This window comes from Virgisporangium aurantiacum, assembly GCF_016863635.1.
GTDB lineage: Bacteria > Actinomycetota > Actinomycetes > Mycobacteriales > Micromonosporaceae > Virgisporangium > Virgisporangium aurantiacum.
This window is the reverse complement of record NZ_BOPG01000048.1, coordinates 36544-57136: the sequence shown is the minus strand read 5'-3', so window position 1 is coordinate 57136 and position 20593 is coordinate 36544. Positions and strand designations below refer to the sequence as shown.

General features: G+C 70.4%; 16 protein-coding genes, 2 tRNA genes and 3 pseudogenes. 16 read left to right on the top strand and 5 right to left on the bottom strand.

Annotation, left to right across the window (positions count from 1 at the left end; genetic code table 11):
• The first annotated feature begins 352 nt into the window (after positions 1-352).
• The 4 genes from dnaN to Vau01_RS35745 all read left to right on the top strand — a co-directional run bounded on the left by dnaN (position 353) and on the right by Vau01_RS35745 (position 4120).
• Positions 353-1483, top strand: coding sequence for a DNA polymerase III subunit beta (dnaN, locus tag Vau01_RS35760; RefSeq protein WP_204002478.1), 1131 nt, complete (start codon positions 353-355; stop codon positions 1481-1483).
• A 107-nt stretch (positions 1484-1590) separates the two neighbouring features.
• On the top strand, positions 1591-2466 hold the full coding sequence (gene gnd, locus Vau01_RS35755) for a phosphogluconate dehydrogenase (NAD(+)-dependent, decarboxylating) (RefSeq protein ID WP_204002469.1): 876 nt from the start codon (positions 1591-1593) through the stop codon (positions 2464-2466).
• Positions 2467-3582, top strand: coding sequence for a DNA replication/repair protein RecF (gene recF / locus Vau01_RS35750; protein ID WP_204002468.1), 1116 nt, complete (start codon positions 2467-2469; stop codon positions 3580-3582).
• The gene (locus Vau01_RS35745; protein ID WP_239152120.1) at positions 3575-4120 is read left to right on the top strand and encodes a DciA family protein; all 546 of its coding nucleotides are present in this window, start codon (positions 3575-3577) and stop codon (positions 4118-4120) included. Before recF ends, Vau01_RS35745 begins: the two co-directional genes overlap by 8 nt.
• A gap of 8 nt (positions 4121-4128) precedes the next feature.
• On the opposite strand, the gene Vau01_RS35740 is transcribed toward Vau01_RS35745, so the two are convergent.
• Complete coding sequence (locus tag Vau01_RS35740) at positions 4129-4686, bottom strand: hypothetical protein (protein WP_204003016.1); 558 nt, start codon at positions 4684-4686, stop codon at positions 4129-4131.
• 448 nt (positions 4687-5134) lie between these two features.
• On the opposite strand from Vau01_RS35740, the gene gyrB reads away from it, so the two are divergent.
• The 9 genes and pseudogenes from gyrB to Vau01_RS35710 all read left to right on the top strand — a co-directional run bounded on the left by gyrB (position 5135) and on the right by Vau01_RS35710 (position 13094).
• A complete protein-coding gene (gene gyrB, locus Vau01_RS35735; RefSeq protein WP_204002466.1) occupies positions 5135-7090 on the top strand; it encodes a DNA topoisomerase (ATP-hydrolyzing) subunit B in 1956 nt (651 codons plus the stop codon).
• A gap of 264 nt (positions 7091-7354) precedes the next feature.
• Positions 7355-8543 (top strand): annotated as a pseudogene (locus tag Vau01_RS65375) (DNA gyrase subunit A); the annotation flags it as partial.
• Between the two features lie 50 nt (positions 8544-8593).
• Positions 8594-8785, top strand: a pseudogene (locus tag Vau01_RS65715) (hypothetical protein); the annotation flags it as partial.
• Between the two features lie 6 nt (positions 8786-8791).
• A pseudogene (gyrA, locus tag Vau01_RS65370) lies at positions 8792-10888 on the top strand (DNA gyrase subunit A); the annotation flags it as partial.
• A gap of 369 nt (positions 10889-11257) precedes the next feature.
• Positions 11258-12055, top strand: coding sequence for a DUF3566 domain-containing protein (locus Vau01_RS35725; protein WP_373320351.1), 798 nt, complete (start codon positions 11258-11260; stop codon positions 12053-12055).
• A gap of 121 nt (positions 12056-12176) precedes the next feature.
• Positions 12177-12253, top strand: a tRNA-Ile gene (locus tag Vau01_RS35720).
• Between the two features lie 24 nt (positions 12254-12277).
• Positions 12278-12406 (top strand): DLW-39 family protein, encoded by a 129-nt coding sequence (locus Vau01_RS63775; RefSeq protein WP_239152118.1) that lies wholly within the window; start codon positions 12278-12280, stop codon positions 12404-12406.
• Positions 12407-12503: 97 nt separating this feature from the next.
• Positions 12504-12576 (top strand) — tRNA-Ala (locus tag Vau01_RS35715).
• Between the two features lie 341 nt (positions 12577-12917).
• Complete coding sequence (locus Vau01_RS35710; protein ID WP_204002463.1) at positions 12918-13094, top strand: hypothetical protein; 177 nt, start codon at positions 12918-12920, stop codon at positions 13092-13094.
• A 242-nt stretch (positions 13095-13336) separates the two neighbouring features.
• On the opposite strand, the gene Vau01_RS35705 is transcribed toward Vau01_RS35710, so the two are convergent.
• The gene (locus Vau01_RS35705; protein WP_204002460.1) at positions 13337-13783 is read right to left on the bottom strand and encodes a GvpU-like protein; all 447 of its coding nucleotides are present in this window, start codon (positions 13781-13783) and stop codon (positions 13337-13339) included.
• 395 nt (positions 13784-14178) lie between these two features.
• Here Vau01_RS35705 and Vau01_RS35700 point away from each other — a divergent pair, with 395 nt between their 5' ends.
• Positions 14179-14328, top strand: coding sequence for a hypothetical protein (locus Vau01_RS35700; RefSeq protein WP_204002457.1), 150 nt, complete (start codon positions 14179-14181; stop codon positions 14326-14328).
• Here the strand turns inward: Vau01_RS35700 and Vau01_RS35695 are convergent.
• The 3 genes from Vau01_RS35695 to Vau01_RS35685 form a co-directional block, all read right to left on the bottom strand.
• Complete coding sequence (locus Vau01_RS35695) at positions 14325-14975, bottom strand: YidC/Oxa1 family membrane protein insertase (RefSeq protein ID WP_239152117.1); 651 nt, start codon at positions 14973-14975, stop codon at positions 14325-14327. The two genes, Vau01_RS35700 and Vau01_RS35695, sit on opposite strands and share 4 nt — an antisense overlap.
• A gap of 77 nt (positions 14976-15052) precedes the next feature.
• Positions 15053-15319: a DUF6412 domain-containing protein gene (locus tag Vau01_RS35690; RefSeq protein ID WP_204002455.1), complete on the bottom strand. Its 267-nt coding sequence runs from the start codon at positions 15317-15319 to the stop codon at positions 15053-15055.
• Between the two features lie 22 nt (positions 15320-15341).
• Positions 15342-18359, bottom strand: coding sequence for an Hsp70 family protein (locus Vau01_RS35685; RefSeq protein ID WP_204002453.1), 3018 nt, complete (start codon positions 18357-18359; stop codon positions 15342-15344).
• A gap of 125 nt (positions 18360-18484) precedes the next feature.
• Between Vau01_RS35685 and Vau01_RS35680 the strand changes: the two genes are divergently transcribed.
• Positions 18485-19249, top strand: coding sequence for an SGNH/GDSL hydrolase family protein (locus Vau01_RS35680; protein WP_204002451.1), 765 nt, complete (start codon positions 18485-18487; stop codon positions 19247-19249).
• An 18-nt stretch (positions 19250-19267) separates the two neighbouring features.
• On the top strand, positions 19268-20554 hold the full coding sequence (locus Vau01_RS35675; protein WP_204002449.1) for an aminotransferase class V-fold PLP-dependent enzyme: 1287 nt from the start codon (positions 19268-19270) through the stop codon (positions 20552-20554).
• The last annotated feature ends 39 nt before the right edge of the window (positions 20555-20593 follow it).

Here is a 20593-nt window from a genome sequence, read left to right as displayed (position 1 = left end):
ATAACTCGCCCTGTGGATGGAGAGGGGTCCTATGCACGGGGTTGTACACAGGTCGTCCACCGGCCCCATCAGGCAACGACCTGCATCAACGGCTCTTGTCCACAACATCCACAACACTGATGATGACGATGTTTTGATCTCTTATAGAAAAATCAAAAAACCATCTGTGGGTGGATAACTTCGGGTGTGCCAACCCGAGGGGTCCGTTGCACAGACCGTCCCTCGACGCCCTAAGGTGCGAGGGGCACAATTTGCAGCGAGTGCTCCACGGGGTTGTCGAGGTGCCCGGGGCGTTCCCACCGGCCTTCCGACCCAAACCTTCCCAGTCCCACCGTGACGCTGAGGATCCGCGATGAAGTTCCGAGTCGAGCGCGACGCGTTTGCCGACGCGGTCGCGTGGACCGCGAAGAGCCTGCCCAGCCGGCCGTCGGTGCCGGTCCTGGCGGGTGTCCTGCTGCGGGTGGCCGACAACCGGTTGCAGGTCTCCGGTTTCGACTACGAGGTGTCCAGCCAGGTCACCGTCGACGTCCAGGCCGATGCCGACGGCGCCGCCCTGGTCTCCGGCCGCCTGCTCGCCGAGATCACCAAGTCGCTGCGTGCCCTGCCGATCGACGTCGCCGCGGTGGGCTCGCACGTCGAGCTCACGTGCGGCAGCGCCCGGTTCACGTTGCCGACGATGCCGGTCGAGGACTACCCGTCGCTGCCCGACATGCCGGCCACCGCCGGCACCATCGAGGCCGCCGCGTTCGCCGCCGCCGTGCAGCAGGTGGCCATCGCCGCCGGGCGCGACGACACGCTGCCGGTGCTCACCGGCGTCCGCCTGGAGCTCACCGGCAACACGCTCACCATGCTCGCCACCGACCGCTACCGGCTCGCGATCCGCGACCTGGAGTGGCACCCCGACGACCCGGGCGCCGACATGGCCGCCCTGGTGCCGGCCCGCACCCTGCACGACACCGCGAAGACGCTCGGCCCGCTGGGCGGTTCGGTCACCGTGGCGCTGTCCCGGGGCGGCATCGGCGAGGGCATGATCGGGTTCTCGGCGGGCACCCGGCGCACCACGTCCCGGTTGCTCGACGGCGAGTTCCCGAAGGTCCGGGCGCTGCTGCCCGACACGCACAACGCGCAGGCGCGGGTGCCCGTCTCGGCGCTTACCGAGGTGGTCAAGCGGGTCGCGCTGGTGGCCGAGCGCGCCACCCCGGTGCGGCTGTCGTTCGGCGACGACGGCCTGGTCGTCGAGGCCGGCGGCAGCGAAGACGCGCGGGCCAGCGAGGCGATGGACTGCGAGTACACCGGCGAGCCGATGACGATCGCGTTCAACCACCAGTACCTGCTCGACGGGCTGGCGGCGCTCGACGGGCCGGTGGCCGTCCTGTCGTTCACGGAGCCGAAGAAGCCGGCAATCCTGTCGCCCGCGGGAGAAGATGGGCAGGTGTCGTCGAGTTACCGGTATCTGATCATGCCGGTACGAATCGGCGGCTGAGCCGCGCTGACGGGAGGCCGGCTCGCAGGGCCGGTCGGAAAGGCCGGCGGCCCCGCACGGGGGCTACCGGCGCCGCAGGCCGCCGGGCTCGCAAGAGGAGGAACACCATGCAGCTTGGTCTGGTCGGTCTGGGCAGGATGGGCGGCAACATGCGCGAACGGATTCGCGCTGCCGGCCACGAGGTCGTGGGTTTCTCGAACGATCCGGCCGTGGCCGACGTGAACAGCCTCGCCGCGATGGTCGAGAAGCTCACCGACACCCCGCGGGTGGTCTGGATCATGGTCCCGGTCTCGGCCACCGAGGCACTGGTCGACGAGGTCGGCGCGCTGCTGTCGCCCGGCGACATCGTGGTCGACGGCGGGAACTCCAAGTTCGACGGTGACGGCGCCCGCGCCGAGCGCCTGGGCAAGCGCGGCGTCGGCTACGTCGACGTCGGCGTGTCGGGCGGCATCTGGGGCAAGGACTACGGGTACGCGCTGATGGTCGGCGGCGAGAAGGCCGACGTCGAGCGGGTGAAGCCGGTCTTCGACGCGCTCAAGCCGGCGGGCGAGTTCGGCTACGTGCACGCGGGCGGGCACGGTGCCGGCCACTACGCCAAGATGGTCCACAACGGCATCGAGTACGGCATGATGCACGCCTTCGCCGAGGGCTACGAGCTCATGCGGGCGGCCGAGATCATCGACGACGTGCCCGGCATCATCAAGTCGTGGCGTGAGGGCTCGGTGGTCAAGTCGTGGCTGCTCGACCTGCTCGACAAGGCGCTCGACGAAGACCCCAACCTCGACAAGATCCGTGGCTACGCCGACGACACCGGTGAGGGCCGCTGGACCATCAACGAGGGGGTCCGGCTCGCCGTGCCGATGAACGTGATCGCGGCGTCGGTGTTCGCCCGCTTCGTGTCGCGCCAGGAGGACTCGCCGGCGATCAAGGCGATCGCGGCCCTGCGCAAGCAGTTCGGCGGGCACGCGGTCAAAGACGCGTAGATGTTCGTCCGCCGCCTCGAGCTTGTCGACTTCCGCAGTTACCAGCGGGTGCTCGTCGAGTTCGAGGCGGGTCCGGCCGTCCTGGTCGGCCCCAACGGCGTGGGCAAGACGAACCTGGTCGAGGCGCTGGGCTACCTGGCGACGCTGGGTTCGCACCGGGTGGCCACCGACGCCCCGCTCGTACGCTCCGGCGCCGAGCGGGCGGTGGTCCGGGCCGAGATGGTCAACGAGGGCCGCGAGCTGCTCGTGGAGCTGCAGATCGAGCCGGGCCGGGCGAACAAGGCGCGGCTGGGCCGGGCGCCCGCCTCCCGGGCCCGCGACATCCTCGGCGCGGTGAAGCTGGTGCTGTTCGCACCCGAGGACATCGCGCTGGTGCGGGGCGATCCCGACGGCCGGCGCCGGTTCATCGACGAGCTGCTGGTGGCCCGCCAGCCCCGGATGGCGGCCGTGCGGGCCGACTACGAGCGGGTCGTGAAGCAGCGCAACGCGTTGCTGCGCACGGCCTACCTCACCAAGCGGGTCCGGGGCGCCGGCGGCGACCTGTCCACGCTCGACGTCTGGGACACCCACCTGGCCCAGCACGGCGCGAAGCTGTGGGCGGCGCGGCTGGAGCTGGCGGCGACGCTCGGGCCGCTCGTCACCACCGCGTACGAGGCGGTGGCGGCGGGCCGGGGCGCGGCCGGGCTGGCATACGTCTCGAAAACGCCGGCGCCGGAAGGCGCCGACCTTGAGAAGGCGCTCGCCGAGGCGATCGTGGAGCGGCGGCCGGCCGAGATCGAGCGCGGCGTCACCCTGGTGGGCCCGCACCGCGACGACCTGGCGCTGACCCTGGGCGACCTGCCCGCCAAGGGCTACGCGAGCCACGGCGAGTCCTGGTCGGTCGCGTTGGCGCTGCGGCTGGCCGCGTACGAGTTGCTGCGCGACGGCGGCGCCGAGCCGGTGCTCGTCCTCGACGACGTCTTCGCCGAGCTCGACTCGGGCCGCCGCGAGCGGCTCGCCGACCTGGTGTCCGGCGCCGAACAGGTGCTCGTCACCTGCGCGGTCGACGACGACGTCCCGGTCCGCCTGCGGGGGGCCCGATATCTTGTCCAGGACGGCGAGGTGCGACGTGGCTGAAGAGTCGAAAGACAACAAGGGCGTTCCCGGCGTCCCCGAGGGCCTGGCCGGTCCGGAACTGGCCCGCGCCGCGCTCGACGCGGCGCTCGCGCGGCGCAAGGTTCCGCCGCGCCGCCGGGCCGTCGGTGACGGTGGTTCGAATGGACGCCGGCTGCGCGGCTACTCGGGCCCCGGGCCCGACCCGCGCGATCCCCAGCCGTTCGGAGCGCTGCTCGCGAAGCTGGTCAAGGCCCGGGGCTGGCAGAAGCCGGCCGCCGAGGCGCGGATCTTCGGCGAGTGGGCCACGGTGGTCGGCGCCGACCTGGCCGAGAAGTGCCGGCCGGTGAAGCTGGAGAACGGCGAGCTGACCATCGAGGCGTCCTCGACCTCGTGGGCCACCCAGCTACGGCTGCTGGCCGGGAAGCTGATCAAGACGATCGCCGCCGAGGTCGGCGACGGTGTGGTGCGCAAACTGCACATCCACGGCCCGGTTGCGCCGTCGTGGTCGCGGGGCCCGCGCCGGGTGCGTGGTCGGGGCCCCCGCGACACGTACGGGTGAGATCCGGCCTAGAAATCCGCGTAGACGGCGAAGCCGCGGTCGGCGCACCGCCGGTAGAAGGCGGACAGCACCGTGAGTTCGGTGAGCGTGAAGCTCCACTGCGGCGGTTCGCCCGATTCGTCGCGTAAAGCGTCGAGACGACCGTCGAGCCAGCGCAGCTGCTGCTCGGCGAGCCGGGTGCCCTCCAGGGCCTTGCGCATCACCGCGCCGACCGACTCGAACGTGACCTCCTCGCCGTGGTCACGGTGCCCGGCGAGGAAGCGCTCCAGGCCGCCGGCCACCCAGGCGCACTGGTCGGGGTCGAGCACCGGGTCCTCGTCCTCCGCGCTGGCGTCAGTGGCGTAGAGCACACTGCCGAGCCCGAGCAGGAGGTCGACGAGTTCGCTGTAACCGGTGGCGCGCACCGTGCCGGTCTTGGCGATGTGGTCGGCGAGCGCGGCCGCCGGGCCGGGCATCGTCGGGCTGCTGTCGGCCATGGCCTCGAAGTCGACGAACTCGGCCGGGGCGACAGGATCGTAGAAGCGACCCGTGCGGGGCCACTGAACCGCAACGTTGTCCAGCCCCATCCGCCCGTTCACCTCGCTCTTCGTCCCCATCGTGCACCGTGCGCCGCACGAATGACGCTCACCGCGTCCCCTTAATACGGTCGTGTCCCGTTCAGTGGTACCTGCCCATCCACCGCGCGCGGAATCTACGCTAACGGCGACAGTTTGGCGAGCCGTCCTCCCGGCGCGGGTCCGCCGGCCCCGGCCCCGGGTGCGCAGCGCCTCACGGGCGCCCCGGCTCCCCGGCCCGCGTGGGGGGAGATGCGACGGGGGACTTTCTCCCCGCTACGCGCGCCACAGGTGCCTGCGAGGCGCATTCTGTCGTCCGTACCCAGTAAGATTGACGGAGCACTCCATAAGCGTGCGTCGCGGTCGCCAGTCGGGGCATCCACCAGGATCCGCTACCCGGTACTTCCGCGCGTCCGCCCGACCCTGCCCGGCTCCCGGCCGGGCAAGAAAGCGACCGAGAGTGGCATCGCCGAAGCAGCAGTCCGAGTACACCGCCTCCACGATGACAGCGCTGGAGGGCCTGGAGGCTGTCCGTAAGCGACCAGGTATGTACATCGGCTCCACCGGCGAGCGCGGCCTGCACCACCTCGTGTGGGAGGTCGTCGACAACTCCGTCGACGAGGCGCTGGGCGGCTTCTGCGACAGCATCGACGTCACCATTTTGCCCGACGGCGCGATCCGGGTGATCGACAACGGCCGTGGCATCCCGGTCGACGTCAACGCCAAGACGAAGAAGACCGGTCTGGAGATGGCGCTCACCATGCTCCACGCCGGCGGCAAGTTCGAGGGCAAGGCGTACCAGGTCTCCGGCGGTCTGCACGGTGTCGGTGTCTCGGTGGTGAACGCGCTGTCGGTCAAGGTCGAGGTCGAGATCCGCAAGGACGGCCACGTCTACCGGCAGACCTACCTCAACAGCAAGCCGGCCGCGCCGCTGGAGAAGGGCGAGGCCACCCAGGAAACCGGCACCACGGTCACGTTCTGGCCCGACGACAAGATCTTCGAGACCACGGTCTTCAACTACGAGACGATCTACCGCCGGCTCGAGGAGCGGGCGTTCCTCAACCGCGGCCTCACGATTGCGCTGCGCGACCTGCGCCCTGGCACCGAGGGCGAGGAGCAGAAGGCGCGTGAGGTCACCTTCTGCTACAAGGGCGGCATCGCCGACTTCGTGCGGCACCTGAACAAGACCAAGACCGCGATCCACAAGTCGGTCATCGAGTTCAGCGCCGAGGGCGACGGCATGGCGGTCGAGGTGGCCATGCAGTGGAACGAGTCGTACGGCGAGAGCGTGTTCACATTCGCCAACCTGATCAACACGCACGAGGGCGGCACGCACGAGGAGGGCTTCCGTACCTCGCTCACCGGCATCGTGAACAAGTACGGGTCCGACAAGAAGATCCTCAAGGGCGACGAGAAGCTCTCCGGTGAAGACATCCGCGAGGGGCTCGCGGCGATCATCTCGGTGAAGCTGCGCGAGCCGCAGTTCGAGGGCCAGACCAAGACCAAGCTCGGCAACACCGAGGTTCGCAGCTTCGTGCAGAAAGCCTGCAACGAGTGGCTGGCCGACTGGCTGGAGCGCAACCCAGCCGAGGCCAAGATGATCATTACCAAGGCCACGCAGGCGGCCCGCGCCCGGATCGCGGCGGCACAGGCCCGCAAGTTGGCCCGGCGCAAGTCGCTGCTGGAGTCGGGCTCGATGCCGGGCAAGCTGGCCGACTGCCAGTCCACCGACCCGCGCGTGTCGGAGCTGTTCATCGTCGAGGGCGACTCCGCCGGTGGCTCGGCCAAGCAGGGTCGCGACCCGGTCACCCAGGCGATCCTGCCGATCCGCGGCAAGATCCTGAACGTCGAGAAGGCCCGCATCGACCGGGTGCTGAAGAACAACGAGGTCCAGTCGCTGATCACGGCGCTCGGCACCGGTATCCACGACGAGTTCGACATCGCGAAGCTGCGGTACCACAAGGTCATCCTGATGGCCGACGCCGATGTCGACGGCCAGCACATCCAGACGCTGCTGCTCACCCTGCTGTTCCGGTTCATGCGCCCGCTGGTGGAACTCGGTCACGTCTACCTGGCCGCGCCGCCGCTGTACAAGATCAAGTGGAACAAGAAGGGCGACGACGCCCAGTACGCGTACTCCGACCGCGAGCGCGACGGTCTGATCCGGCTGCGCCAGGAGAAGAAGGCCAACGCCAAGCCCGACGACATCCAGCGGTTCAAGGGTCTCGGCGAGATGAACTACCCGGAGCTGTGGGAGACCACGATGAACCCGGCCACCCGCACGTTGCGTCAGGTCAACCTCGACGACGCCGCAACCGCGGATGAGCTCTTCAGCGTCTTGATGGGTGAAGACGTCGAAGCACGCCGGTCGTTCATCCAGCGCAACGCGAAGGACGTGCGCTTCCTGGACATCTGATCCAGATGCTTACAGCCCCGCCCGGCACCTTCGACAGACGAGTAAGGAAGATCAGTGACAGAGCCTGATGGCGCGCGTCCCGACGACAGTGCGGGCGATGGGGCCACCGATGAGGCCACCGGCGGTCAGTCCGATCCCATGAGCGGGCCGGTCGGCGCCGGTGCCGGCGAGACCCCCACCGAGGCCGGCCTCGTGGGCGCGGCCGCCGGCAACGAGGGCGACGGCACCGGCAGCCGCATCGAGCCGGTCGGCATCGAGGTCGAGATGCAACGCTCGTACCTCGACTACGCGATGAGCGTCATCGTCGGCCGGGCGCTGCCCGACGTCCGCGACGGCCTCAAGCCCGTGCACCGCAAGATCCTGTACGCCATGTTCGACTCCGGCTACCGGCCCGATCGCGGGTACGTGAAGTGTTCCCGGGTCGTCGGCGACGTGATGGGCCAGTTCCACCCGCACGGTGACTCGTCGATCTACGACGCGCTGGTCCGCATGGCGCAGCCGTGGTCGCTGCGCTACCCGCTGGTCGACGGCAACGGCAACTTCGGTTCGCCGGGCAACGACCCGCCGGCGGCCATGCGGTACTGCGTCACCGGCGACACGCTCGTGCGCACCGTCGAGGGCACCGTCCGCATCGGCGACATCGTGCCGGGCGCCGAGCCGAACTCCACCCACGACATCGACCTCAAGGTGCTCGACCGCAGCGCCAACCCGGTGCGGGCCACGAAGTTCTTCCACTCCGGCAGCCACCCGACGCTGACGCTGCGCACGCGCGACGGCTACGAGGTCACCGGTACGCACAACCACCCGGTGCTGGCCCTGGTTCCGGTCGGGGGAGTGCCGACGCTGCTGTGGAAGCTGCTCGAGGAGGTGCGGCCGGGCGACCGGGTGGTCGTCCAGCGCACCCCGGCGGCCGAGGTCGGCCTGGCGGCCGGCAAGGAGCTCGACGCCGCCATCGTGGCCGGCGCGTTCACCGCGGCGGGTTGGGTGTCCGGCGACCACGCCGGGTTCTGCACCACCGACGAGGAGTACTTCACCCGCGTCCTCGCCGCCTACGACTCGGCGGTCGGCACCGGGCGCACGGTCACCGAGCGGCCGGGTGGCCTGTTCGAGATGGACGTCCAGCCGCTGGGTGATCTCGTGGCACCCGACCGGGTGCCCGGCTTCATCTGGGGTGCGGCGCCGGTGGTCAAGGTGGCGTTCCTGCGGGCGCTCTTCGAGGGCGACGGCGTCACGAATGTTTCACGCGAAACCATCCGGGTCTCGTACCCCACCCGGAGCGTCCGGTTGGCCCGTGAGGTGCAGCAGTTGCTGCTGGAGTTCGGGGTCGTCAGCCGGATCAGCCGGCGGGGTGGCACCGGGTTCGCCGTGGTCGTGGGGTACGGCGAGGTGCGCTCATTCGCGTCCAATGTGGGCTTTTTGGGCCGCCGCCAGCGCAAGCTCCAGGCGGAGCTCGGCCGCGCTCGCGGCCGTAGCGCCGCGGTGCGTGGCGCCCGCGTGCCCGGCATGGCCGCGTTCACCCGCGAGCTTTCGGCGCACCTGAGCGAGAGCGACCTGCGGACGGTCACCGAGCCGCTGGCCGACGGCCGGTTCCACTACGCCGAGGTCATCGGGGTGACGCCGGCCGGCACGCAGCCGGTGTTCAGCATCCGGGTCGACACCGACGACCACTCGTTCATCACGAACGGGTTCGTCAGCCACAACACCGAGTCGCGGCTCGACCCGCTGGCGATGGAGATGCTGCGGGACATCGACGAGGACACCGTCGACTTCCAGCCCAACTACGACGGGCGGGCGCAGGAGCCCACGATTCTCCCGTCGCGGATCCCGAACCTGCTGGTGAACGGGTCCGAGGGCATCGCGGTCGGCATGGCCACCAAGATCCCGCCGCACAACCTGCGCGAGATCGCCGCGGCCGTGCAGTGGTGCCTCGAAAACCCGGACGTCGACGAGGCGGCCACGCTCGACCACCTGATCACGATTGTCAAGGGCCCCGACTTCCCGACCTACGGCCTCATCGTCGGCCAGCAGGCCATCAACGACGCCTACCGCACCGGCCGCGGCTCGATCCGCATGCGCGCGGTCGTCGACGTCGACGAGGACCGGCGCGGCCGCGCGACGCTGGTCGTCACCGAGCTGCCCTACCAGGTCAACCCCGACAACCTGGCCGAGCGCATCGCCGAGCTGGTCAAGGAGGGCAAGCTCGCCGGAATCGCCGACATCCGCGACGAGTCGTCCGGCCGCACCGGCATGCGCATCGTGATCGTGCTCAAGCGCGACGCGGTGGCCAAGGTCGTGCTGAACAACCTGTACAAGCACACCCAGTTGCAGGAGACGTTCGGCGCCAACATGCTGGCGCTGGTCGACGGCGTGCCGCGCACGTTGAACCTGGCGCAGTTCGTGCGGTACTACGTGGCGCACCAGGTCGAGGTCATCGTCCGGCGCACCCGGTACCGGCTGCGCAAGGCCGAGGAGCGGGCGCACATCCTGCGCGGTCTGGTCAAGGCGCTCGACGCGCTCGACGAGGTCATCGCGTTGATCCGGCGCTCGCCCACGGTGGAAGAGGCGCGCGGCGGCCTGATCCGGCTGCTCGACATCGACGAGGTGCAGGCCGTCGCGATCCTCGACATGCAGCTGCGCCGGTTGGCCGCACTCGAACGTCAGAAGATCATCGACGAGCTCGGCCGCATCGAGCTGGAGATCGCCGACCTGCAGGACATCCTCGCCAAGCCGGAGCGGCAGCGGAAGATCATCTCCGACGAGCTGGCCGCGATCGTCGAGAAGTGGGGCGACGAGCGCCGCACGCAGATCATTCCGTTCGACGGCGAGGTCTCCATGGAAGACCTCGTCGCCCGGGAAGACGTGGTGGTCACGATCACCCGCACCGGCTACGCCAAGCGCACCAAGGTCGACCTCTACCGCTCGCAGAAGCGCGGCGGCAAGGGTGTCTCCGGCGCCACGCTGCGCCAGGACGACATCGTGAGTCACTTCTTTGTCACCTCGACCCACGACTGGATGCTGTTCTTCACGAACAAGGGCCGGGTGTACCGGGCCAAGGCGTACGAGCTTCCCGAGGCGCAACGGGTGGCCAAGGGCCAGCACGTGGCCAACCTGCTGGCGTTCCAGCCCGAGGAGCACATCGCCCAGGTCATCCAGATCAGCAACTACCAGGTGGCTCCGTACCTCGTGCTGGCCACGAAGAACGGCCTGGTCAAGAAGACCAAACTCGAAGAGTTCGACTCAAACCGGTCAGGCGGCATCATCGCGATCAACTTGCGCGACGATGATGAACTGGTCGGTGCGGCACTGGTCGGCCCGGACGAGGATCTGTTGTTGGTGAGCAAGCACGCGCAGGCGATCCGCTTCACCGCCAACGACGACACTCTCCGGCCGATGGGGCGGGCCACCTCCGGAGTGATCGGAATGCGCTTCACCGACGGTGACGAGTTGCTGTCGATGGAGGTGGTTCGGGACGGTATGGATGTTCTGGTAGCTACAGACGGTGGATTCGCGAAACGAACTCCGATCGAGGAGTATCCGGTACAAGGGCGCGGTGGCAAGGGCGTCCTGACCGCTAAAATCACCTCCCGCCGGGGTGGGCTGGTCGGAGCAGTCGTCATCAATCCAGATGATGAACTGTTCGCGATCACCTCGAACGGGGGAGTGATCAGAACCCCGGTCAAACCTGTACGTCGAACACGAGACCGGAACACAATGGGGGTCAAGCTCATGGACCTGCCCTCGGGCGTGACCCTCATCGCCATAGCCCGCAACGCCGATGAGCCGGACGAACAGGACTAGCCGATGACCGAAACTCAGGCGGCCGCCAACGCACGGGCGGCCGAAGCCGCGGCAGGAAAGGCCGGCACGTCCGACCAGGAACCTCCCACCGCGGCACGCGGCACCGGGTCCGGCGCCTCGCCGGGCGCGGCGTCCGGCGGCTCGCCTGGGTCCGGGCCGGGCAACCGCCCGAGCCTCGCGAAGCCGGAAGACCGGCCGTCCGACGGCGCCCGTTCGGGCCCCCGGCCGGCCGGCCCGGGCGCTCCGCCGCCGTCCTCCGCGCCGCCTGCCGCCCCGCCGCGCAGCGACTTCGGGCGGCCGGTCGGCACGGTGCCAGCCGCTTCCGGGCCGCCCGGCACCGGTCCGATCGCGCCTCCGGTGGCCGGGCCGGTGTTCTTCCCGCCACCACCGGCCGGCGCCGCATCCGGTTCGCCGGCGCCGACGTCCGGGCCGCCGCGCCCGGTGTCCGGTTCCGCGGCCGGTCGGGCCGTCGTCGGTCGGGCGGTCGTCGGTGAAGCTACCGGGTCCGCTCCGGCGTTCACCCGGGCGCCCGGCATGGCACCCCCGCCCGACGTGCTGGTGCCGTCCCAGGGCGGCGACTCCGTGGGCACCCAGGCACTGCCGACGGGCGTCGGTGCGGCCGGCCGTCCCGTCGGGGCGTCGGCACGCGGCGCGGCGAGCGTCGGTGCCCGTCCACCCGGCACCGAGCACGACCGCGAGACCACCGGCCCCATCACGGGCGCCGCCCGGGTCACCGAGGCCGTGCGCGCCGCCCGGGCAACCGTCGCCGGTGCCGCGTCCAGTCGCGCCGGCGCCGGCGGCACCCGACGGGCCCGCCTCCACATCAAGCGGATCGACCCGTGGTCGATGATGAAGTTCTCGTTCGCGGTGTCGCTGGTGCTGTTCTTCGTGGCCGTGGTCGCCACCTCGGTGCTGTACCTGGCCCTCGACGCCATGGGCGTCTTCGACGAGGTCAACAAGGCCCTGGCCGAACTCGTCGGCAACGCGGGCGGCACCGCCGGCGACGGCTTCAAGATCACGGCTAAGGGCGTCGTCGGCGGCTCGGCCCTGCTGGGCGCGGTCAACGTGGTCCTGTTCACGGCACTCGCCACGCTCGGCGCGTTCATCTACAACGTGTGCGCCGACCTGGTCGGCGGCATCGAGCTGACGCTGGCCGAGAAGGATTGACCCCTCGTCGATAGTGAAGGCCCGCCGATCGCGTGGGCCTTCAAGATTGCCGGACGGGATACCGGTTTGAGGCGTGCGGGGGGCGTGCGGTAACCTTGCTCGTCGCTGCTGAGAGTGCTTCGGGGCTATAGCTCAGTCGGTTAGAGCGCAGAGCTGATAACTCTGAGGTCGATGGTTCGATTCCATCTAGCCCCACCAGTTGAATCCTTGAGGAGACACGCCATGCTGAAGAAGCTTCTCATCGTTGCTGGCGTGCTCGGAGTAGCCGCAGTGGTGTTCCGCAAGGTGCGCTCGGCCAACGAGGAGCGCGCCCTCTGGCACGAGGCCACCACCGCTCCCGACCTGCGCTAGTCCGGTTCTCCACTGCCGCAGCGGCCGATTGCCGTTGGGTGGCGGCCGAGCGATCATTGACCGGTAACGGTGCTGGAGTTCTGGCACGGTTGCCACCGGGGGCGTAGCTCAACTGGCAGAGCACTGCCTTTGCAAGGCAGGGGTTAGGGGTTCAAGTCCCCTCGTCTCCACGAGGCGATACTTGGTCTGGTCTAGGGCCGGGTGCAGCCATTCGTACAGCCAAGCCGTCAGGCTGGCTCCTCTCCGAGCAGGCGATCCGTTGCCTCGGCGGCGTTGCGCGCCCGGTGCTGGCAGGACGTGTCCGTAGGTGTCGGCCGTGAGCCGGATCGTGGAGTGGTCTGTCACAGTTTCGTCGTCGCGGTGGCGCTAGCGCCCGCCTGCTCCCTTGCAGGTGGGTCGACGGCAGACAGGACGGTCAGGGTGGAGGAGTGTCACGATCAGCGGGACCTGGCCGATGGGGCCGACCGTTTCGAGGTCACCGAGCACCACCCTGCGTTGATACCGTCTATCTATGAGCCAGCCGTCGTCGGAGCGCACAGAGCCCAGTGCCAGTGCCGAACGCCTGCGTGTCGCGCTGGGGTGGGAACGTTTGCCGGAGACCACTCCAGAGGAGCAGGCGGAGTTCGACGCCGAGCTAGCCCGGCGTGACGAGGAGATCCGCCGCTATTACGGCAAGCCCGCCGCGTGATCGAGACCCGCGTCTTCGACCACACCGCCATCGTCGCTCTCTTCCAAGGCAACACCCCGGCCTTTCGAAGGAGGCCGACGCTGGCCGGCTCAAGCGTGCAGCGAAGGATCAAGATCCCGGACGCGGCGCGTAAGGCGTCGCGACAAGGACGACGCAATACCGGGCACTCACATACGTAATTCGACCGCGATTACGTACCTCCGTGCCCGCCTTGTTGAAGAGGCGCCCGCGATCGTCGTGGATCAGGTCGACGGGATGAGTTGGCCGTAGGACCATCCCGAGATGTCGGCCAGCCTGCCCCGCCAGTACAAGTCTCCGCTCGACGGCACCGGCTGCGGCATGAACACCCGGCAGTTCTTCAGGTGAATGAACGCCGGCTGGGCCAGCGCCTCCTCGTGCTGCTCCGGCGTCAAGTCGGTCGGACCGCGATCGCGGAGGTGGCGGACCCGGTCGCGCTTCTCCTTCAGGATTTCGGCGATCATGGCCTCGGGGGCGCCCGGGTTCAGGTTGGCCTGCTCCTCGAACCATTGCCAGTCGGGGATGATCTGGCCGCTCAGCAGGATGCCGCGTACGAACAGGTTGATGGGTGAGCCGTCCTGGATCGGGTTTACCAGGCTGTTGATTCCCTCGACCATGAGTAGCAGGACAGTGTCCAGCGGTGCCTCGATCTGGGCTTCGGGCTCGGCCAAATATACTGTCATGGCCTCAAAATACCCAAATCGGGCTCGGGTTCGTGCGGATGTCGGGGATCTGCCGGCCGGTGGTCACCGGAGACGCTGAACCAGCGGCCGTGCATGCGCCGTCGACGCATTGGCGGTGATCACCGTCGCTTCATTGACTTCTGCGGCGTCGCCGTGCTGATCGAGTGTGGACGGGGTCGCCTGTGCGCTTGAGGTTTGGCGCCGAACTCGATGTCGCCGATGGAGCACCGGCCGACGAACGGCCGTGGCAATTCGTGCATCGTGATATTTAGACCAAACGGGTCATTCAGTCACCGGGCCGAAGCCATCGATCACCGCAAACCGAGCCGGCCGCGAACAGCATTGAGCATGACAGCTCGCGGCCGGGCGATTACCGTCGAGTGATGGGCTCGGCGCTTGCTTCTCTCCTCGGTCTGATCTTCACCGCAATCGCGCTGTATGGCTTCTACTGGGTGATCCGGTTGGCCGTCCGCGACGGCATGCTCGAAGCCGATCGCCGCCGCCAGCGGCAGGTATCCGTGCCCGAGGACTAGCGCCTGAGCACCACCTGTTCCACGGCCGTCCATGTCACCGACGTCAGCAGATAGACGCCGGCCGCAACCGGCATTACCACCGCCGGCACCACCGTGAGGTACGGCAGTGCCAGCGTCCACCGGGGTTGCCCGGCCCGGAGTGTTCGCAGCGCCGACACCGTGGCCACCGCCAGCAGCCCGCCCACCAGCGCGACGAGCAGCCATCCCGCCGCGAGCCCGTGCGCGGTCAGCGGAATGCCGAACAGCGTCGCCGACAGCAGCGCCCCGGTGCCGGTGAACACGTGGTACAGCACGATGAACGCCGGCGCCTGCAGCAGCGCCGGCAGGAACGGAGCGAGCGGACTGGTGCCCGACTCGGCGTACAGGTTGGTCATTTCGGTGCGCAGCCGGTCCGGCTCCGACCGGTGCTTCTGTTGCAGTTCGCGCAGGCGCGGAAGCAGCGCGGTCTGCGCCTTCTGCGCCCGCACCTGCCGCTTCGACAGCGGCACCAGCGCGAGCCGCACCAGCGCGGTGAACAGCACGATCGCGATCACGGTGGCGGCGCCGCCGTCGATCGGTGAGAGCGCCGCGGTCAGCGCGGCGAGCAGGTCGTAGGCAACGTTGGTGGCCGCGTCGAGCGGCGCGAACGAGGGCATGGTCAAAGACATCGCGAACCTCCGGGTTGTCGGCTGGACAGCACGGGAGGCCGCGCGGCAGGCGCGGTTTTGTCGAGGTCGGGCGGCTGCTACGCGGCCGGGCTCGCGGTGGGCGCGCGCGGCCGCGGCCTTCCGGCCGCGTCCGGATCAGAATGCCGGGGGACGCCGTGCGTCCACCCCGGAGCGACCACCACCGCCGTGCGTGGCCCGTTCGCGTTGCCGCCGACAACGGCGGCCCGGCGCAGAGCGCCGGCGGCCAGGACCGCGAGCACGGCGATGGCCGCGATCGCGGTGAGGGACACCATGTCGTTGGCCGGCCAGCAGCCCGCCACGAGGGTGCTCAATGCCTGGAGCACCCGCCAAGCGTAGCCAACGCTCCTACGGCGTGCGGAGTTCGATGTTGCTGAATCCGACCCGCCCGGCGCCGAGATCACGGGCGACCGCGATGCCGAGCGCCACCCGCCCGTCGGCGAAGGCCGCATCATGGTGCGCGCCGACGAACCTGTCGTCCAGGTACAGGGAGATGTCGCCACCTCGGACCGCCAGCCCGACCACCGACCGCGTGCCGGTGCCCAACTCGTCGATCCGGAACCGGGCAAACTCGGCGATGTTCCCGTCGGCATGATGATGCCCGAGAACCAGTTCGGTGCGGCAGATCTTCAGCACGTAGCTGGAATCCTTGCCACCCTCGTGCGTGCCGCGCCGGAACCAGATGCCGGCGCAGGCCTGCCCGTCGAGCAGGAACACGTCCATCCGCAGGGCGAAGTCGGTGAGCTCGTCGCGCTGGCCGGGGCAGCGGAAAATGCCACCCTTGCGCATATCGATCTCGAGCCGCCCGTTCCGGAAGACACACTCGACCTTCTCGTTCAGATCTGCCGTCGCCGACCAGCCCCGCTGCGTGGCGAGCGAGTCCGCGTACCGCACCGCCCACGTCGGAAACGCCGGCCCGGCCGACGGCGACGTGGCCCCGAACCGGTCCCGCCCGGTCGGCACCGTGACAATCAACGTGACCGCCGCTGCCGCAAGCAACACAACGACCGACAACAGCGCGATCGCCACCCGCGCCCGCCCCCGCCGCGCCGACCGTACCCGCGCCTGGCCCTCCTGTGCCTGGCCTTGCTGTGTCTGGCCTTGCTGTGCCCGCCGTGCCTCGCCCTGTTGTGCCCGGCCCTGCTGTGACTGCTCCTGCTGTGACTGCCCCGGCTGTTCCTGGCCCTCTTGTGCCTGGCCCTGTTGTGCCTGGCCCCGCTGCGCCGACCGCCCTCGCGTCGGTGGCGCCGGCTCGGCCTCGACCGACGCCGCCGCTCGCACCGGCCGCGCCTGCCGCGGCACCACCGGCGGTCCCGGCGGGGCCGGGGGAGCCGACGCTGCAGGCCAGGTCGGGGAGTCCGCCGGGGCCGCGGGGGCGGACGCTGCGGGCCAGGTCGGGGGGTCGGGTGGGGTTGCGGGAGCGGATGCTGCTGGCCAGGTCGGGGGGTCGGGCGGGGCCGGGGGATCCGACGGTGCTGGCCGGGCCGGGGAGTCCGGCGGGGCCGCGGGAGCCGACGCCGCCTGCCAGGCCGGCCAGGCCGGTGAGTCCAGCGCGGCCGGGGGAGCCGACGCCGCCGACGGCGCTGGGGGAGCCGAGGGTGCCATCGGGGCCGATAGAGCCTCCGGGGAGCCGAGCGGGGCCGGGGAGTCCGGCGGGGGAGGCGGCGGCTTTGCGGGCGAGGTGGACTTGCCGCCGGTGCTGGCCGGCCGCTTCTCGGGGGTGCCCGGGTCGTCCCGCGGGGGCGTGAGGCTCGGCCAGTTCCGGTTGGGCGCTGTCGTCGGTCCGAGGCTCATCTGGCGAGCCGGGCCGGCGTTGCGGGGCGTGCCCTGCGTGGCGGGGATCAACCGCGCGGTGTCGGCCGTCGACTCGGGGGTGGCCGCCAACGGATGCGACGCGATGGTGGGCGGCAGCGGTGGCCACAACAATCCGGTCGCCACGCTTGCTTCGCCGGCGCGGGCCTCCGGGATCGTGCCCGGCGGAAGTGCGCTGGCCGGCAGCGTCGCGACCGATGCGGTCCGCAATCGGGCGCTCGGCGCGGCTCCCGGGGACGGTGCCGGCGACGGCGACGGCAATGGTGCCGGCGACAGCGGCGACGGCGCTGATGCTGGTGCGGGCGCGCCGCCCTGGCTGGGCACCGCCGGCAGCACGCTGCGACCGAGCGGCGCGGCCGGTAGCGCGCCGGGAGCCGGTTCGAAGTCGCCGGTGAAGGGTTCGGTGGTCAGGCCGGCGCCGATCGGGAGCACGGTGCTCAGCGCGACCGGGTCGTGGTCGCCCTGGATCAGAGCGGTGGCCGGTGGATTCGGCGGGGGGACGACGGGCGCGAACACGCAGCCCTCGGCCACGACGGTCTCGGGCTGCTCGGTGACCGTCGGCGCGACACCGAATGCCCGGTGCAGCGCCGTCGCCACCAGCGGGATGCGGCTGGACCCGCCCACGAGCAGCACCTGCGCCGCCGTCACCGCGCAGTAGCGGGCCAGGCCCTGTGCAGTGCGGACGGTGCGGTCGATCAGCGGCTGGGTGATCCGCTCGAACTCGGCGAGCGTCAGCGGGATCTCCTGGTCGAGCAGCGGCGGGCGCATCAGCACGGCCGCGGTGCGCGACAGCATCTCCTTGGCGACCCGGGCCTCCGCCCACAGGTCCAGCCGGAGCCGGCGGTCCTCGTCCGACACCGGTCGGGTCAGCCGTTCCCAGGTGGCGTCGTCGTACTGGTCGCGCAGCCAGGCGACCACGGCGGCGTCGACGTCCAGGCCGCCGACGTCGTCGAGGCCGTCGCTGCCGAGGACCTCGAACGAGGAGCCGGCGCGCAGCACGGTGACGTCGAACGTGCCGGCGCCGAGGTCGTAGACGAGCAGGGCGGCGCCCGCCGGCACGCTGCCGCGCAGCACCGACGTGAAGTACATCGCCGCCGCCACCGGTTCCGGCACGAACACCGGCTGCGGCAGCCCCACAGCGTCGGCCGCGTCGCTCAGCGTCAGCCGGCGGACCGGCCCCCAGCCGGCCGGGTGCGACAGCACCAGCGTCTCCGGGCGGTGGCCGGCGACGCGGGTCGCCTCGTCGGCCACCCGGCCGAGCACCGCGCCGACCAGATCGGGCACCGCGCAGCCGACGCCGCTGAGCAGCACGGTTCCGTCGTCGATGCGCCGTTTCGGGTTCGGTTCGAGACCGTCCGGCCGGTGCCGGCCGTGGTGCAGGGCGTCCCGGCCGACGAACAGCGTGCCGTCGGGCGCCGCGAACACGGCCGACGGCAGCACGGGCGTGCCGTCGAAGAGCAACGGAGTGACCCGCCCGTCGGGCCGGCGCAACATCGCGACCGTGTTCGACGTGCCGAAATCGACACCGAGGACAAAACCGTCACCCCCCGTCATGACCCGCACTCTACGTACGCCAGTTGCGCAGTTACAGAGCGTGTCCCTCTTGCGGGTAACGCGGGTAATGCAGCCCACACGGAAACCCGGTGTTGGTCTGTACCACCGGCTGTAAGGATGAACGGATGCGGTGGCGCAGTTACGTCGCGCTCGGCGACAGTTTCACCGAGGGCATGGACGATCCGTATGAAGACGGCCGTGGGTACCGGGGCTGGGCCGACCTGGTGGCAGCTCAGCTGGCCAAGACCGGCGACGAGTTCCGGTACGCCAACCTCGCCGTTCGGGGTCGCCTGTTCCCGCGCGTGGTCGAAGAGCAGGTACCGGCCGCCGTCGCGATGAAGCCCGACCTGATCACGTTCGCCGCCGGTGGCAACGACGCGCTCCGGCGCGGGTTCCAGCCGGAGGTGTTGATCCAGCGGTTCGACGACACCGTCCGCGACCTGCGCGCCACCGGCGCCGACGTGGTCCTGTTCCGGTGGGCCGACATCACCGCCCGCCTTCCCGGCGGTCGCATCGTCGGTCCGCGCGTCGAACTGATGAACCGTGCGGTGTCGGCCACCGCCGAGCGCCACGGTGCGCTGGTGGTCGACCTGTGGGGCGACGAGGCGTTCCGCAACACCCGCATGTGGAGCGTCGACCGGTTGCACCTGTCGGCGGGGGGTCACCGCCGGGTGGCCGCCCACGTCCTCGGTGCGCTCGGTGTGCCGGCGGAACCGGGCTGGCTGGCGGCCGTCCCCCCGCCGGAACGGCTGAGCTGGACGCGGGCGCGGGCCGCCGACGCCCGCTGGGCCACCCGGCACCTGGCGCCGTGGATCAAGCGGCGCCTCACCGGCAGGTCGTCCGGTGACCTGGTGGAGCCGAAGCGGCCGGCCCTTGAACCGCTGGCCTGACCACTCCACGATGAGGGCATGGTCACCCGGCGTGGATTGATAGCCACCTCCGCCCTGATCGCCACCACCACCGCCTGCACCGTCGACAAAGAGAACCGCCCGGGCGCCAATGCCTTGAAGGATCTCGACCCGTCGAGCTGGGCCAGCGTCAAGGCGCAGTTCCCGCTCAGCGGCGCCGACGCGAACTTCGCCGCCTTCGTGTTCGCCAGCCATCCGGCGTCGGTGCGGGAGGCGATCACCGAGTTCGCCGCGAAACTCGACCGCGACCCGGTCGGCTTCCTCGCCAGCGACGAGAGCCGGCTGGAGGCCGAGGTCGCCGAGGCCGCGCACACCTACCTCGGCGGCGACGAGGGCGGAACCGCGTTCACCGACTCCACCACCGCCGGCCTGGGCCTCTTGTACAGCGGCCTCAAGCTCGCACCCGGCGACGAGATCCTCACGACCGAGCACGATTTCTACGCCACCCACGAGACCCTGCGACTGCTCGCCGTCCGCACCGGATGCACCGTGCGCCGCGTCCGGCTCTACCGCGATCCGGCCACCGCCACCGAAGACGAGATCCTGTCCGCGTTGGGCGCGGCGTTGTCGCCGCAGGTCGCGGTCGTCGCTTTGACATGGGTTCATTCGGGGACGGGCGTGCGCCTGCCCGTCGCGGCGATGTCCGACCTGATCCGGTCGCGTACGCGGGCGCTTGTGTGCGTCGACGCGGTGCACGGGTTCGGGGCGCGCCGCGAACGCCCCGGCGACCTGAAGGTCGACTTCTTCGTCTCGGGTGGGCACAAGTGGCTGTTCGGCCCGCGCGGTACCGGCGTGCTGTGGGGGACGAAGGCCGGCTGGGACCGGTACACGCCGGTGGTGCCGTCGTTCAGCCGTGCGGCGATCGGCTCGTGGATCACCGGACGCCCGCAGCCGGTTCCGCCCGGCGACCTGGCCACGCCCGGCGGCTACCACACGTTCGAGTACCGCTGGGCGCTCACCGCCGCGTTCGACCTGCACCGCCGCATCGGCGCCGACCGGATCGCCGACCGCACCGAGCAACTGGCGACCAGACTCAAGGACGGCATCAAGGACCTCGGTCACGTCACCCTGGTGACGCCGCGGTCACCGGCGCTGTCGGCCGGCGTGGTGTGCTGCACCGTCCGTGGCAAGACGGCCGACGCCGCCGTGCGTGAACTGCGCGACCGCCACCGGGTGGTGGCCAGCGTGACCCCCTACCCGACGGCGCTGGTGCGCTTCGGCACCAGCATCGCCACCGACGAGGCCGACGTCGACCGAGCGCTGACCGCCCTGAAGGCGTTCGCCTAGCGCGGCTGGCCAGGCGCGGCGGCCAGGCGCGGCGGCCAG

Excerpts from the sequence above, each read along its gene's own strand:
- Vau01_RS35680 (WP_204002451.1), top strand. The coding sequence starts at position 18,485 with ATGCGGTGGCGCAGTTACGTCGCGCTCGGCGACAGTTTCACCGAGGGC.
- recF (WP_204002468.1), top strand. The coding sequence starts at position 2,467 with ATGTTCGTCCGCCGCCTCGAGCTTGTCGACTTCCGCAGTTACCAGCGG.
- Vau01_RS63775 (WP_239152118.1), top strand. The coding sequence starts at position 12,278 with ATGCTGAAGAAGCTTCTCATCGTTGCTGGCGTGCTCGGAGTAGCCGCA.
- dnaN (WP_204002478.1), top strand. The coding sequence starts at position 353 with ATGAAGTTCCGAGTCGAGCGCGACGCGTTTGCCGACGCGGTCGCGTGG.
- Vau01_RS35700 (WP_204002457.1), top strand. The coding sequence starts at position 14,179 with ATGGGCTCGGCGCTTGCTTCTCTCCTCGGTCTGATCTTCACCGCAATC.
- Vau01_RS35710 (WP_204002463.1), top strand. The coding sequence starts at position 12,918 with ATGAGCCAGCCGTCGTCGGAGCGCACAGAGCCCAGTGCCAGTGCCGAA.
- gnd (WP_204002469.1), top strand. The coding sequence starts at position 1,591 with ATGCAGCTTGGTCTGGTCGGTCTGGGCAGGATGGGCGGCAACATGCGC.
- Vau01_RS35695 (WP_239152117.1), bottom strand. The coding sequence starts at position 14,975 with ATGTCTTTGACCATGCCCTCGTTCGCGCCGCTCGACGCGGCCACCAAC.
- Vau01_RS35685 (WP_204002453.1), bottom strand. The coding sequence starts at position 18,359 with ATGACGGGGGGTGACGGTTTTGTCCTCGGTGTCGATTTCGGCACGTCG.
- Vau01_RS35675 (WP_204002449.1), top strand. The coding sequence starts at position 19,268 with ATGGTCACCCGGCGTGGATTGATAGCCACCTCCGCCCTGATCGCCACC.
- Vau01_RS35740 (WP_204003016.1), bottom strand. The coding sequence starts at position 4,686 with ATGGGGCTGGACAACGTTGCGGTTCAGTGGCCCCGCACGGGTCGCTTC.